The 14084-nt window shown below is 61.9% G+C and carries 12 protein-coding genes; 6 read left to right on the top strand and 6 right to left on the bottom strand.

Annotated elements, in window-relative coordinates; genetic code table 11:
- Nucleotides 1–77 precede the first annotated feature (77 nt).
- The 5 genes from hslV to QWJ46_RS24660 all read left to right on the top strand — a co-directional run bounded on the left by hslV (nt 78) and on the right by QWJ46_RS24660 (nt 6869).
- Nucleotides 78–605 (top strand): ATP-dependent protease subunit HslV, encoded by a 528-nt coding sequence (gene hslV / locus QWJ46_RS24680; RefSeq protein ID WP_184454362.1) that lies wholly within the window; start codon nt 78–80, stop codon nt 603–605.
- 102 nt (nt 606–707) lie between these two features.
- Nucleotides 708–2015, top strand: coding sequence for an ATP-dependent protease ATPase subunit HslU (hslU, locus tag QWJ46_RS24675; RefSeq protein WP_184454360.1), 1308 nt, complete (start codon nt 708–710; stop codon nt 2013–2015).
- Between the two features lie 188 nt (nt 2016–2203).
- Nucleotides 2204–3151 (top strand): DUF1402 family protein, encoded by a 948-nt coding sequence (locus tag QWJ46_RS24670; protein WP_302754380.1) that lies wholly within the window; start codon nt 2204–2206, stop codon nt 3149–3151.
- Nucleotides 3152–3199: 48 nt separating this feature from the next.
- Nucleotides 3200–4612 (top strand): cytochrome P450, encoded by a 1413-nt coding sequence (locus QWJ46_RS24665; RefSeq protein ID WP_302754378.1) that lies wholly within the window; start codon nt 3200–3202, stop codon nt 4610–4612.
- An 85-nt stretch (nt 4613–4697) separates the two neighbouring features.
- Nucleotides 4698–6869, top strand: coding sequence for a malate synthase G (locus QWJ46_RS24660; RefSeq protein WP_302754376.1), 2172 nt, complete (start codon nt 4698–4700; stop codon nt 6867–6869).
- Nucleotides 6870–6938: 69 nt separating this feature from the next.
- Here QWJ46_RS24660 and QWJ46_RS24655 read toward each other — a convergent pair whose 3' ends face one another.
- Nucleotides 6939–7622, bottom strand: a complete 684-nt coding sequence (locus tag QWJ46_RS24655) for a L,D-transpeptidase (RefSeq protein WP_011423457.1) — start codon at nt 7620–7622, stop codon at nt 6939–6941.
- 179 nt (nt 7623–7801) lie between these two features.
- On the opposite strand from QWJ46_RS24655, the gene QWJ46_RS24650 reads away from it, so the two are divergent.
- Nucleotides 7802–8296, top strand: a complete 495-nt coding sequence (locus tag QWJ46_RS24650) for an MmcB family DNA repair protein (RefSeq protein WP_011423458.1) — start codon at nt 7802–7804, stop codon at nt 8294–8296.
- 12 nt (nt 8297–8308) lie between these two features.
- Here the strand turns inward: QWJ46_RS24650 and QWJ46_RS24645 are convergent, their stop codons facing one another.
- From QWJ46_RS24645 to QWJ46_RS24625, 5 genes are all read right to left on the bottom strand, one after another.
- Complete coding sequence (locus QWJ46_RS24645; RefSeq protein ID WP_285193321.1) at nt 8309–8887, bottom strand: ActR/PrrA/RegA family redox response regulator transcription factor; 579 nt, start codon at nt 8885–8887, stop codon at nt 8309–8311.
- 68 nt (nt 8888–8955) lie between these two features.
- A complete protein-coding gene (locus QWJ46_RS24640; RefSeq protein ID WP_302754374.1) occupies nt 8956–10284 on the bottom strand; it encodes an ActS/PrrB/RegB family redox-sensitive histidine kinase in 1329 nt (442 codons plus the stop codon).
- Nucleotides 10285–10305: 21 nt separating this feature from the next.
- Nucleotides 10306–12771 (bottom strand): ATP-dependent helicase HrpB, encoded by a 2466-nt coding sequence (gene hrpB / locus QWJ46_RS24635; RefSeq protein WP_302754372.1) that lies wholly within the window; start codon nt 12769–12771, stop codon nt 10306–10308.
- A complete protein-coding gene (locus tag QWJ46_RS24630; RefSeq protein ID WP_302754370.1) occupies nt 12768–13715 on the bottom strand; it encodes an ornithine cyclodeaminase family protein in 948 nt (315 codons plus the stop codon). Before QWJ46_RS24630 ends, hrpB begins: the two co-directional genes overlap by 4 nt.
- Nucleotides 13716–13731: 16 nt before the next feature.
- Nucleotides 13732–14084 (bottom strand): hypothetical protein (locus tag QWJ46_RS24625; protein WP_302754368.1); only part of this gene is annotated, 353 nt, incomplete at its 5' end.

Here is a 14084-nt window from a genome sequence, read left to right as displayed (position 1 = left end):
CCTGCTTACATAGGGTTCAACAAGGGCCGGTTTGCGGTCTCGTGTAAAGGCCCGCCTCATGGGCAGACAGGTGTTTTATGACAACAATCATTACAGTTCGAAAAGGCGGCAAGGTGGTGATGGCGGGCGATGGCCAGGTGAGCCTCGGCCAGACCGTCATGAAGGGCAATGCCCGCAAGGTGCGGCGCATCGGCAAGGGCGAGGTCATCGCCGGTTTCGCCGGCGCCACAGCTGACGCCTTCACCCTGCTCGAAAGGCTTGAAAAGAAGCTGGAGCAATATCCCGGCCAGCTGATGCGTGCCGCCGTCGAGCTCGCCAAGGACTGGCGCACCGACAAATACCTGCGTAATCTCGAAGCCATGATGCTCGTCGCCGACAAGTCGATCACGCTGGCAATCACCGGCAACGGCGATGTTCTGGAGCCCGAACACGGCACGACGGCGATCGGTTCTGGCGGCAATTTTGCCTTCGCCGCCGCCCGTGCACTGATGGATACCGACAAGTCGGCCGAAGAGATCGCGCGGCGGGCTCTTGAGATTGCCGCTGATATCTGCGTCTACACCAACCACAATATCGTGGTGGAATTGTTGGATGTCGAAAGCTGAATCCCCGGCCTTTCAGCTGCTGCCGCGGCTGACCTGCCGCGGCGAAATAACGAATTGCGGCCGGGCGCCGATGGCTCCGGATCGCCAGGAGAATGATACGCAATGACGACCTTTTCCCCCCGCGAGATCGTTTCCGAGCTCGATCGCTACATCATCGGCCAGCATGACGCCAAACGCGCTGTCGCGATCGCGCTACGCAACCGCTGGCGTCGCCAGCAGCTCGACCCAAGCCTGCGCGACGAAGTCATGCCGAAAAACATCCTGATGATCGGCCCGACCGGTGTCGGCAAGACGGAGATCTCCCGCCGTCTGGCAAAACTCGCCGGCGCACCTTTCATCAAGGTCGAAGCCACCAAGTTCACCGAAGTCGGCTATGTCGGCCGTGATGTCGAGCAGATCATCCGCGATCTGGTCGAAGTCGGCATCGGCCTGGTGCGCGAGAAGAAGCGGGCCGAGGTGCAGGCCAAGGCGCATGTGAGCGCCGAGGAGCGTGTGCTCGATGCGCTGGTCGGCACCACCGCTTCGCCCGCCACCCGCGAAAGTTTCCGCAAGAAGCTCAGGGACGGCGAGCTCGACGAGAAGGAGATCGATATCGAGGTGGCCGATGCCGGTTCCGGCATGGGCGGCTTCGAAATACCCGGCATGCCGGGCGCCAATATCGGCGTGCTCAACCTGTCGGAAATGTTCGGCAAGGCGATGGGCGGACGCACCAAGAAGGTGCGCACGACGGTCAAGGCTTCCTATACCGATCTGATCCGCGATGAATCCGACAAGCTGATCGACAACGAGGTGATCCAGCGCGAGGCCGTCCGCTCCACCGAGAACGACGGTATCGTCTTCCTCGACGAGATCGACAAGATCGCCGCCCGCGACGGCGGCATGGGCGCCGGCGTTTCGCGCGAAGGTGTCCAGCGCGATCTCCTGCCGCTCGTCGAAGGCACGACGGTTTCGACCAAATACGGCCCTGTGAAGACGGACCATATCCTCTTCATCGCCTCTGGCGCCTTCCATGTCTCCAAACCCTCGGATCTTCTGCCGGAGCTGCAGGGTCGCCTGCCGATCCGCGTCGAGCTGCGTCCGCTGAACAAGGAAGATTTCCGCCGGATCCTGACGGAAACCGAAGCAAGCCTCATCCGCCAGTATCGGGCGCTGATGGAAACCGAAAATCTGAACCTCGATTTCACCGAGGACGCGATCGACGCGCTCGCCGATGTCGCCGTGCACTTGAACTCCTCGGTCGAGAATATCGGCGCACGCCGGTTGCAGACGGTGATGGAGCGGGTGTTGGACGATATTTCCTACAATGCACCCGATCGGGCCGGGGCAGCCATCACTATCGATGCAGCCTATGTGCGCGAACATGTCGGCGATCTCGCGCAGAATACCGATCTGTCACGCTTCATTCTGTGATATCGGCGCACCGGTTCATGGCTTTACCGATGTGAATGCCGCATTCTGTTGACCTCGACTATCGACAGCGGGCCTTTTCCTTTTTAGTGAAGGCCCGTTTTGTTTTCCGCTACGGCTTTATTCGGCCAAGATTCTGGTCCAGTCAGCCGCATCGCGAACAGGACGATGAACGGAGGGGATAGCGGATCGTGCGACGCCTTTTGACAAGCCTTTTGATAGCCGTTGCCCTGGTGAATTCTGCGCCGGCCTTCGCCATGCAGACGGTGCCGGCCGGCAATCGCCATGCTGAGCAGCCCGATATTCCCGGCGCATCCGTCCGCCGCACCAAGGGCACCAAGAGCAGCTTCGATCTGAAATACGAGAAGGTCCACGAGCTTCTGGCGACCGATCGCGAGCTGATGGCCAAGATCCGCAAGGTTTCCAGCGCTTACGGCATCAATCCCATCCATGTCGTCGGCGCAATCGTTGGCGAACACACCTATAATGTAGACGCCTACGACCGGCTGCAGGCCTATTATGTCAAGGCGGCCTCCTATGCCGGTGAAAGCTTCCGCTTCGCATATGACGGCGAAAACGTCGATGATTTCGTGGCGCGGCCGCAATTTGCGCAGTGCAAGGGCAAGAGTGATTCCTACACCCTCTGGTCCTGCCGCGAAGATGTCTGGGAAAGCGATTTCCGCGGCAAGACCGTGGGCGGCGAGAGCTTCCCCAACAATCGCTTCAGTGCGGTCTTCTTCCAGCCCTTTTACGCCGGCCAGACCTTCGGCCTCGGCCAGGTCAATCCGCTGACGGCGCTGATGCTCTCCGATCTCGTCAGCCGCGTCTCCGGCTATCCGAAGCTGAACGAGAAGAATGCCGGCGACGTCTATAAGGCGATCATGGATCCCGACATCTCACTCGCCTTCGTCGCGGCCTCGATCCGCCGGTCGATCGACGATTACAAGGAGATTGCCAGCATGGATATCTCGGGCAATCCCGGCCTGACGGCGACGCTGTACAATGTCGGCAATTCCCGCCAGCGTGCCGCGGCACTCGCGGCGAAAAACCGCTCTTCCGGTGCGACCGTTTGGCCTGAAGAGAATTATTACGGCTGGCTGATCAACGACAAGCTGGACGAACTCAAGGGCCTGCTCTAGCTTCAAGCTTGCCGGGAAGGCGTCGCTCTTCCCCGAAAGGCTTTGACGATGGACATGCGTCCGGACCCCTTCGTTCCGCCGGCACCGCTGCCGCGCACCGTGCCTCCGAGCCGGCTTGATATCATCCGCATCATCCTGCGCAACCCGCTCGAACTTTGGGGCGAGCCCTCTTATACGCTGCCCTGGATCAAGACGAGCTTCTTCGGGCAACACACCCTGATCGTCAACGATCCCGGCTTGATCAAGCACGTGCTGGTCGACAATGCCGCCAATTACCGCATGTCCGACATTCGCCAGTTGGTGCTGCGGCCGATCCTGCGTGACGGGTTGTTGACGGCGGAAGGCCAGGTCTGGAAGCGATCACGAAAGGCGGTCGCCCCTGTTTTCACGCCGCGCCACGCCAAAGGCTTTGCCGGCCAGATGCTGCGGCAATCGGAAGATTTTGTCCGCAAATACGAGAACGTCGATGCGGCTGGCCAGGTCTTCGATATCGCCACCGACATGACCGATCTGACCTTTGCTATTCTTGCCGAGACGCTCTTTTCCGGCGAAATCGTCTCATCGAGCGGTCATTTCGCCGACGACGTCAACCAGCTTCTCCACCGCATGGGCCGCATCGACCCGATGGACCTGCTGCGCGCGCCCGCCTGGGTGCCGCGGCTCACCCGCATCGGCGGTCAGAAGGTGCTGGAAAAATTCAGGGCGATCGTTCGCGACACCATGGATATGCGTCTGGCGAAGATGAAGGCCGATCGCGCCGCCGCACCGGAAGATTTTCTGACGCTGCTCTTGGAACAGGCGGGTCCGGATGGACTGACCAAGGAGGAGATCGAGGATAATATCCTAACTTTCATCGGAGCCGGGCACGAGACGACCGCACGTGCGCTTGCCTGGACGCTCTATTGTGTGGCCAACAGCCCGCATATTCGCGAGGCGATGGAGACGGAGATCGATGCCGTCCTGGCGACTGGAGCCGAACCTGTGGAATGGCTGGATCTGATGCCGGTGACGCGGGCGGCCTTTGAAGAAGCTCTCAGGCTCTATCCGCCCGCACCGTCCATCAATCGCGCCGCGATCGCTGATGACCTCTGGAGGAATGCCAAGGGCGATAAGATCGAAATACCGGCCGATATCACCGTGCTGATCATGCCTTGGACACTGCATCGCCACGAACTTTATTGGGAAAAGCCGCGCGCCTACATGCCGGAGCGCTTCCTGCCGGAAAACCGCGGCAGCATCGGCCGGTTCCAGTTTCTGCCGTTCGGCGCCGGCCCGCGCGTCTGCATCGGCGCGACCTTCGCGCTGCAGGAGGCGGTGATCGCACTGGCGGTGATGATGCACCGTTTCCGTTTCGATCAGACGGCAACCACCAATCCCTGGCCGGTGCAAAAGCTGACGACTCAGCCGCAGAACGGGCTTCCGATGCGCGTGACGTCGCGCATAATTTCCCGAACGGCATAAATCTTTCGAACTATTGCGGAATTGACTGTGAATGAAAGCCGGGCAAAGTGGCAGCATTCACAGGCGTTGCCAGGGAGAATATCGCATGAGCCGCATTGATAAGAACGGTCTTGCCATCGAAACCGTCCTTCACGATTTCCTGACGCAGGAGGTTCTGCCGGGTCTGGCGATCGATGCGGACAGGTTCTTTGCCGATTTTTCGGTGATCGTCCACGATCTCGCCCCGCGCAATCGCGCGCTGCTGGCCAAACGCGACGAGCTACAGACGAAGATCGATGACTGGTATCGCCAGCATGGCGCCCCGTTGGATATGGACGAATATCAGTCCTTTCTCCGCAGCATCGGCTACCTTCTGCCGGAAGGATCGGACTTCCAGGTCTCGACCGGAAAGGTCGATCCAGAGATCGCCTCGATCGCCGGTCCGCAGCTTGTCGTTCCCGTGATGAATGCGCGTTACGCCCTGAACGCCGCCAATGCCCGCTGGGGCTCGCTCTATGACGCGCTCTACGGCACCGATGCCATTCCCGAGAGCGACGGCGCCGAGAAGGGCAAGGGCTACAATCCGAAACGCGGCGAAAAGGTCATCGCCTGGGTGCGTGATTTCCTCGATACGGCGGCGCCGCTGCAGGACAGCAGTTGGAAGGATGTCGGCAGCTTCGCCGTCAAGGACGGAACGCTCGTCGTCAGATCGGTCGACGGCGAGCAGACAATACTCGGGGATGGCGGGCATTTTGCTGGCCATCGCGGCGATGCCGCGGCGCCGACCCACATTCTCCTGAAGAATAACGGCATCCATATCGATATCGTCATCGACCCGACAACCGCGATCGGCAAGGCCGATCCGGCCCATATTTCCGATGTCTGGCTGGAATCGGCGATCACCACGATCATGGACTGCGAGGATTCGATTGCCGCCGTCGATGCTGAAGATAAGGTCGTCGTCTATCGCAACTGGCTCGGCCTGATGAAGGGCGATCTGCAGGAAGAGGTGGCAAAGGGCGGAACGACTTTCATCCGCAAGCTCAACCCGGATCTGGACTATACCGGCCCGGATGGTGCTTCGTTCGAGGTGCATCGCCGTTCATTGATGCTCGTGCGCAATGTCGGCCACCTGATGACCAACCCCGCGATCCTCGACAAGGACGGCAACGAAGTGCCTGAGGGCATCATGGATGCGGTCATCACTGCTCTGATCGCGCTTTATGATATCGGTCCCGCCGGCCGGGAGAAGAATTCCCGCACCGGCTCCATGTACGTGGTCAAGCCGAAGATGCATGGGCCTGAAGAGGTCGCCTTCGCCGTCGAGATTTTCTCCCGGGTCGAAGACGCGCTCGGCATGGCGCGCAACACCATCAAGATGGGCATCATGGACGAGGAGCGGCGCACGACGGTCAACCTCAAGGAGTGCATTCGTGCCGCCCGCGAGCGTGTCGTCTTCATCAATACCGGTTTCCTCGACCGCACCGGCGACGAGATCCATACTTCGATGGAAGCCGGTCCGATGATTCGCAAGGGCGATATGCGCCAGGCAGCGTGGATATCGGCCTATGAGAACTGGAACGTTGATATCGGTCTGGAATGCGGCCTCTCCGGCCATGCGCAGATCGGCAAGGGCATGTGGGCGATGCCGGACCTGATGGCGGCGATGCTGGAACAGAAGATCGCCCACCCCAAGGCCGGCGCCAATACCGCCTGGGTGCCTTCGCCGACGGCTGCAACCCTGCATGCCACCCACTATCACCGGGTCAATGTCGCCCGGGTTCAACAGGGGCTGAAGGACCGGGCCCGCGCCAAACTGTCAGACATTCTCTCCGTGCCGGTTGCGGTGCGGCCGAACTGGACGCCGGAGGAAATCCAGCGAGAACTCGACAACAATGCCCAGGGTATCCTCGGCTATGTCGTGCGCTGGATCGATCAGGGCGTCGGCTGCTCGAAAGTGCCCGACATCAACAATATCGGCCTGATGGAGGACCGCGCGACCTTGCGCATTTCGGCCCAGCACATGGCGAATTGGCTGCATCACAAAGTCGTCACTGAAGCTCAGATCGTCGAAACGATGAAACGGATGGCTGCCATCGTCGACCGACAGAACGAATCCGATCCGGCCTACCGGCCGATGGCCGGCAATTTCGATGGTTCGGTCGCCTTTCAGGCCGCCCTCGATCTTGTCCTGAAGGGCAGGGAGCAACCGAACGGCTATACTGAACCGGTGCTTCACCGCCGCCGCCTCGAGTTCAAGGCAAAACAATCGGCGTGACGGAGAATACGAAAAGGCCGCCGGGACGACAGTCCGGCGGCCTTTTTTATACCGAATTCGGTATCTACCTTACTGGATGACGATGACCTTGGAGGTCCCCTTGCCGGGACGGACGCGGCTGTAGAGGTCGATGACGTCCTGGTTCATCAGGCGAATGCAGCCCGAGGAAGCGGCGGTGCCGATCGAAGCCCATTCCGGCGTGCCGTGCAGGCGGAACAGGGTGTCCTTGCCGTCGTCGTTGAAGAGATACATGGCGCGCGCGCCGAGCGGATTGCTGAGGCCTGGGCCCATGCCCTCCTCGACGTATTTGGCGACGTCGGGGCGGCGTTCAGCCATTTCCTTCGGCGGGTGCCAGGTCGGCCATTCCTGTTTCCAGGCGACGTAGGCGGTACCGGCCCATGCGAAGCCCTGCTTGCCGACGCCGATGCCGTAACGCATCGCCTTGCCGTTTGGCAGGATATAATAGAGGAAGCGCTCGCGCGTATTGACGATGATGGTGCCTGGACGCTCGGTGGTCTGGTAGCTGACGACCTGGCGGCGGAACTGCGGCTTGACCCTGTCGATCGGGATCGCTGGCAGGGAGTATCCGGCATCCTTCGTAACGCCATAGGCGTCGTTGAAGATTTGAGCTGTCTGGACCGTCGGGCCTGCGCCCTTGTCGTCGACGGATGCGCTTTCGGAATTGGTGGAGCAGCCGGCCAGTGCGAGTGTCGTCAGCAGGCCAAATACAGGGAATGCGTTGCGGATGCGCATAGATAACTCTTGAAGTTTTCGGGCGAGGAGAACAGTCTTTCGACCATCGTTGATTATGGTTTATTTTCGATTAACTTGCGCTTTGCAAGACTGCTTCGGCGCGAGGAATCCGTCTGCCGCGCAAATTAAAAGCGCATGGTTTTTTTGCAACAACACACCCGGCTCGGCGATGGTTATCCATGACGATTTTGAGCGTTTACAATAACAATCCGTTAATCGATGGCCGGCAATCGGACAGGGCCATGATGGTGCGGCGCGGAACGCAGATATTACTGCATGAAATGCGCCATGCCGTGCTGCCGGAACTGCCGCTCGCCAGCGGCCGACGCGCCGATCTGATCACGCTTTCGGAAAAGGGCGAAGTTTGGATCATCGAAATCAAGACATCGATCGAGGATTTCCGGGTGGATCGCAAATGGCCGGAATACAGGCTGCATTGCGACCGCCTGTTCTTCGCGACTCACGAAGGTGTGCCGCTCGACATCTTTCCCGAAGAATGCGGGCTCTTCCTCTCGGATGGCTATGGCGCCCACATGATTCGCGAGGCGCCGGAACACCGCATGGCGCCGGCCACGCGCAAATCCGTCACGCTCAGTTTCTCGCGCGCCGCCGCGCAAAGGCTGATGATGGCCGAATGGGCGAACGGAAAACCATTCACTGTGGATGATGTCTGACGAAGGTTTCGTCTATTTCGGCGCGCGTTTGGCAAGGATGCGCTGCAGCGTTCGCCGGTGCATGTTGAGCCGACGTGCTGTTTCCGAGACATTGCGCTCGCACATCTCGTAGACCCGCTGGATGTGCTCCCAGCGCACCCGATCGGCCGACATCGGATTCTCCGGCAGCTCGGCCTTTTCGCCCGGCCGTTGCGTCAGCGCTGAAAAGACCTCGTCGGCATCCGCGGGCTTGGCCAGATAATCGACGGCTCCGAGTTTTACGGCCGTCACCGCTGTTGCGATATTGCCGTAGCCGGTCAGCACGATGATCCGGGTATCGTCGCGCCGCTGCCGGATCGCTTCGATGACGTCGAGGCCGTTGCCGTCGCCGAGGCGAAGATCGACTACCGCATATTTCGGCGGCCTGCCTTTCGATTTCGCAACGCCTTCCGCCACTGATTCGGCCGTCTCCACCTCGAAACCGCGCGTCTCCATCGCCCGTGCGAGACGGCGCAGGAAGGGCCCGTCGTCGTCGACGATCAGCAGGCTGGCGTCGGGCCCGATATGGTCTTCATCCGGTGCGGCGAAATTTCCATGATTCTGTTCTGTCATCGTCTCGGGTCCCGGCGGTTGCGCCTGATCCTGGGCAACCGTTTCTCATTCTACTTATGCCCACAAACTCATTTTGTCGAATTTGCGTCGATCAGCATTCGCGGCCATTCGATGCGGATGCGCGCGCCGGCTCTTTCCGGCTCGCGGTTCTCGAAAACCAGCGATGCGCCCGAGCGCTCCAGCAGTGTCTTGGCGATGAAAAGTCCGAGCCCGAGGCCGCCGGCCGTATCTTCCTTCTGCCGCTTGGTCACATAGGGCTCGCCGATGCGCGTCAGGATGTCAGGCGAATAACCATTGCCGTCGTCCTCGATGACGATCAGCACTTTGTCTTGATCGTGCTCGACGGTGACGGTCACTTTCTCCCTGGCATAATCGACGGCATTTTCGATGAGGTTTCCGAGCCCGTACATGATGCCGGCATTGCGATCGGTGACCGGCTCGCTCTTGCGCGAGCTCTTCTCGATGAGCTCGAGCGTGATGCCGAATTCCCGGTGCGGTGCGACGACTTCTTCGATCATGGAGGAAAGCGGCAGCCGGCGCATATGCGCCTCGCCTTCGGAGGAGAGCGTCGTCAGCCGCCGCAGAATGTCACGGCAGCGTTCGCTCTGGCTTCGCAGCAGCATGACATCCTCGCGAAAGCGATCATCGTCCTTGAGCTCGCGCTCCATTTCCTTGGCGACGACGCTGATCGTGGCAAGCGGCGTGCCGAGTTCATGAGCGGCGGCCGCAGCCAGACCGTCAAGCTGCGAAAGATGCTTTTCCCGCTGCAGCACCAGTTCCGTCGCGGCCAGCGCATCGGCAAGCTGGCTCGCTTCCATCGAGACGCGATAGGCATAGAAGGCGGCAAAGGCCATGGTCGAGGCGATCGAGCACCAGACGCCGAACTGCATGACGTTATGGACATTGATCTCGACCCCGTCGAACCAGGGGAGCGGGAACGGCGAAAAGGCAAGCACTGTAATGCAGACCATCGCAAAGCCGATCAGTGCCGTGCTGTAGCGGATCGGCTGTGAGGCGAAAGAGATGATGACGGGCACGCAGACGAGTGCGGCGAAGGGATTGGCGAGGCCGCCGGTGATGAAGAGCAGCGCGCAGAGCTGCAGAAGGTCGAAGCCGAGCAAAGCGAAGGCGGCCGGCGGTTCCAGCCGGTGCGTCGGCGGATAGCGGATCGTCAGGTAGAAATTCACCCAGGCAAGCGCGGCAATCAGCGAAGAGCTGGCGATCAATGGCAGGGGAAATTTCAGCCAGAAGGCCACGATGAACACCGTCAGCGCCTGGCCGCCGACCGCAAGCCAGCGCAGCCGCACCAGCGTCTGCAGCCGCAGCCTGCGGCTGCTGTGCCGGTCTTCCAGCGTATGGCTTTCGGTCTTGTCGATTACGCCGGGCTTGTCGATCATGCCGGGGCTCCTTGATGGCTCTCATGTACCACGTGGTTTTGCCCGTGTCGTCGGCGACGCCTCTTCCGGCCGCTCCGGCCAGGGGTGGCGGGGATAGCGTCCGCGCATCTCGGCGCGTACATCCTTCCATGAACCCGCCCAGAAGCCGGGCAGGTCGCGCGTCGTCTGGATCGGCCGGTGCGCCGGTGACGTCAGCTCCAGGAGCAGAGGCAGGCGGCCTCCGGCGACCGCCGGATGCTGCTTGAGCCCGAACAGCTCCTGCACGCGGATCGTCAGGACCGGCTCCTCGCCCTCATATTGGATAGGATGTCTTTGACCGGTCGGCGCCTCGAAATGCGTCGGGGCAAGCCGGCTAAGATCGCGTTGCAGCTCGTGTGGTACCAACGACATCAGGCCGTTCGAAAGCCCTGCCGCAGAAACCTCGGAAAGGCTACGGGCGTCCTCCTGGAAGGGAGCGAACCAATCCTCCAGCCGAGAAAGCAGAGCATCGTCGCTGACATCGGGCCAGGGATCACCGATCGTCCGATAAAGGAAACCGATCCGTTCGCGAAGCTGCAGCGCTTCCTTCGAGAAGGCGAGCTGACCGAGTCCCAGTTCGCGCACGCCCTCCATCAGCGCCTGAGTGACGGCGGCCCCGGAAGGACGCGGCAAGGGCGTCTCTTCGAAGACGATCGCGCCGAGCCGGGTTGCCCGCCGCGCCCGCACCTGCCGGCTTTGCCGGTCGAAGAATATCTGGTCATCGGTTCTGATCTCGCCAGGCAGTTCGGCTTCGATATCCGCACGCGTTACTTCGGCCGCCGCCAGAATCCGCCCCTGCGCCGCGCGCCCGGTGAGATCGGCGATGACGAGCATCTGGCTGCCGGCGAGCCTCTCGGTTTCCGGCAGTTCAGCTCCCCGCCCGTTCGCCATGACGAATCGCCCGCGCCCGCCGCGCTGAAGCGCGATCCGATCTGGGAATGCGTGCAGCAGCAGCTGACCCGCCAATACGGGTGCGGCTGTTGTGACGGTCTCGAGACCGGCGGCCAGTCGTCCAGCCAGCCGCCGCGAGGCGTCGGCTCTTTCGCCGCGCTCGGCCTTGAAGCGCCGTAGCCGGTCCTCAATGTCGACGCTCGGTCCGCCGAGCCCCTGTTCGGTCAGGAGCACGGCAATCATCGCCGCCTCCCGGGCGTGGCCCGATTCGCCTGATGAAACGACCATGGCGGCAAGCCGCGGCGGCAGAGCGAGATCGCGCATCGTCCTGCCGCGGACGGTCAACGCGCCGTCCTTGTCGAGCGCTCCCAGCTGGCCGAGCAGCGCCCGCGCCTCCTTAAGCGTCGTTTCCGGCGGCTGATCGACGAAGGCAAGGGATTTGGGATCCTGGACGCCCCAATGCGCAAGATCGAGCACCAGACCGGAGAGATCGCTGGAGAGGATCTGCGGCGGGGTGAAAGCCGGCAGCGCCGCCGTCTGCCCTTGGTGCCAAAGCCGGATGGCGATGCCGGGCTCCGTTCGTCCCGCGCGGCCGGCCCGCTGATCGGCGGAGGCCCGCGACACCCGCACCGTCTCGAGCCGCGTAATCCCGGTCGACGCTTCGAAGACCGGCAGCCGCTGCAACCCGCTGTCGATCACGATCCGGACGCCGTCGATGGTGATCGAGGTTTCGGCGATCGAGGTGGCAAGGACGATCTTGCGCGTCCCCTTCGGCGCTGGCCGGATCGCCGCATCCTGCTCCTTCTGGCTGAGATTGCCGTAGAGAGGGGCAATCAAGGTTTCAGGCCCGAATCGCCCCTGCAGGCGCTCCACGGTGCGCGTGATTTCCGCCTGGCCGGGCAGGAAGGCGAGGATAGAGCCGTCCTCGTCGGCATGTGCCTCGATGATCGCCCGCGCGACGGCATCCTCGATGCGCTCGCCGCCGGGTCGGTCCTGATAGCGGATATCGATCGGAAAGCTGCGCCCCAGGCTCTCGATGACAGGGGGATGGTCGAGCAGGCCGGCCACACGCTCCACGTCGAGCGTCGCCGACATCACCAGGATGCGCAGATCCTCGCGCAGCGCCGACTGCACGTCGAGCGCCAGCGCCAACCCGAAATCGGCATCGAGCGACCGCTCATGGAATTCGTCGAAAAGCACGGTCGAGACGCCGGTCAATTCCGGATCATCGAGGATCATCCGGGCGAAAACCCCTTCGGTCACTACCTCGACCCGGGTCGCCGCCGATATCCTGCTGTCGAGGCGCATGCGGTAGCCGATCGTCTCGCCCACCTGTTCGCCGATGAGCGACGCCATCCGGCTGGCTGCGGCTCGCGCCGCCAGCCGCCGCGGTTCGAGCAGGATGATCTTGCCGTCGCCGCGCCAGGCCTGGTCGAGCAGGTAGAGCGGCACCAGCGTCGTCTTGCCGGCGCCGGGCGGAGCGGAAAGAACGGCGCGTCTCTGCTCGGCCAGTGCCGCCGCGACGGCGGGCAGGACATGCGAAACCGGAAGCTCCGGCAATGATGCACTGATCGTCACTTGCGGCCCGCCACCGTCTCATAGGCAAGGATGGCGCCGGCGAGATCCTCGAGTGCTGCGCCGACCGACTTGAACAGCGTGATTTCCTCGTCATGGCTTCGCCCTCCATGGGCGCCGCTGACGAGCTCCGCAAGCTCCGATTGGATGTCGTTCATGTCCAACAGGCCGCTTTTCATCGGCTGAACGATGTCGCCAGCCTCGCTGGTGGCGCCGGCGCGGGTATCGACATGCACCGAAGCGCGGCGGATGGCTTCGTCGTCGCTTTCGCGCATGCTCGGCTTGAACGCGCCGACGAGGTCGAGATGTGCGCCGGGCTTCAGCCATGCCCCTGATATCAACGGTTCGCTGGAAAGCGTGGCGCAGGAAATGATGTCGGCCGTCCGCGCCGCCGCTTCCCTGTCGGCGACGGCTCTAGCATCGAGGCCCAGCGCTCGCGCTTCCGCCGCGATCTTCTCCGCCGCTTGCGCGTTGCGTCCCCAGATCCTGTATCTCTGGATGGGCCGGACCGTGCCGTGGGCGAGCATCAGGTTGAGTGACAGCCGCCCGGTTCCGCAGACGAGCATTTCCTCCGCATTCGGGCGCGCGAGATAACGGGCGGCGAGCGCCGATGCCGCCGCTGTCCGCCGCGCCGTCAATTCGGCGCCGTCGATCACGGCCAGCATTTCGCCGGTCGCGCCTGAGGAAAGAAGATAGGTCCCTGAAATTGCTGGCAGGCTTCGCTGCGCATTGCCGGGAAAGACCGAAACCACCTTCACCCCGGCATAACGCCCGGGATCCCAGGCCGGCATCAGAAGCAGCGTCGCGCTCTCTTCACCGGGCACATCCATCTCGTGGTGATGACGCACCGGCATCACGCATTCGCTCGCAAACATGGCGGCGATCGCTTCGATCAGCTCAGGCCAGGGCAGGGCCTCGCGCGTCTGTTCTTCGTTGAGTACAAGCATTTTTCTCTCCGCCGGATCATTCTCTCCGCGGCAAACTAGCGAGTGCCGTGCGTGAGAGGCAAGCGCCCTGGAATTCCATCTCACGGCTTCCCATATAGGTCATGGCCTCGCCGTCGAAGCGATTTATCGAGATTCGGCGAAAACGAATCCCCGGAACTGCCAGATCGGGCAGTAAATTTGCGCAGTTTCGGACGGCAAGCCAAAAACCCTTTTTGAAACAACCTGTTACAAAAATGTCAAAAAACTTTTGTGATGGCAGTTGACTTAGAAAAGGGGTTAGCTCTATAAGCCCACTCACTGAACGAGGGCGGCGGCGCTGCTGGCGACGAAGTCTCTCGCTCTTAAGAAACTCAAGCGGATTGGCGATTG

Origin of the sequence: Rhizobium sp. CBN3 (assembly GCF_030518245.1) — a bacterium.
In the GTDB taxonomy this organism is placed as follows: Bacteria; Pseudomonadota; Alphaproteobacteria; order Rhizobiales; family Rhizobiaceae; genus Rhizobium; species Rhizobium aethiopicum_A.
The sequence above is the reverse complement of the archived record's forward strand: the minus strand, read 5'-3'. Positions and strand labels throughout refer to the sequence as shown.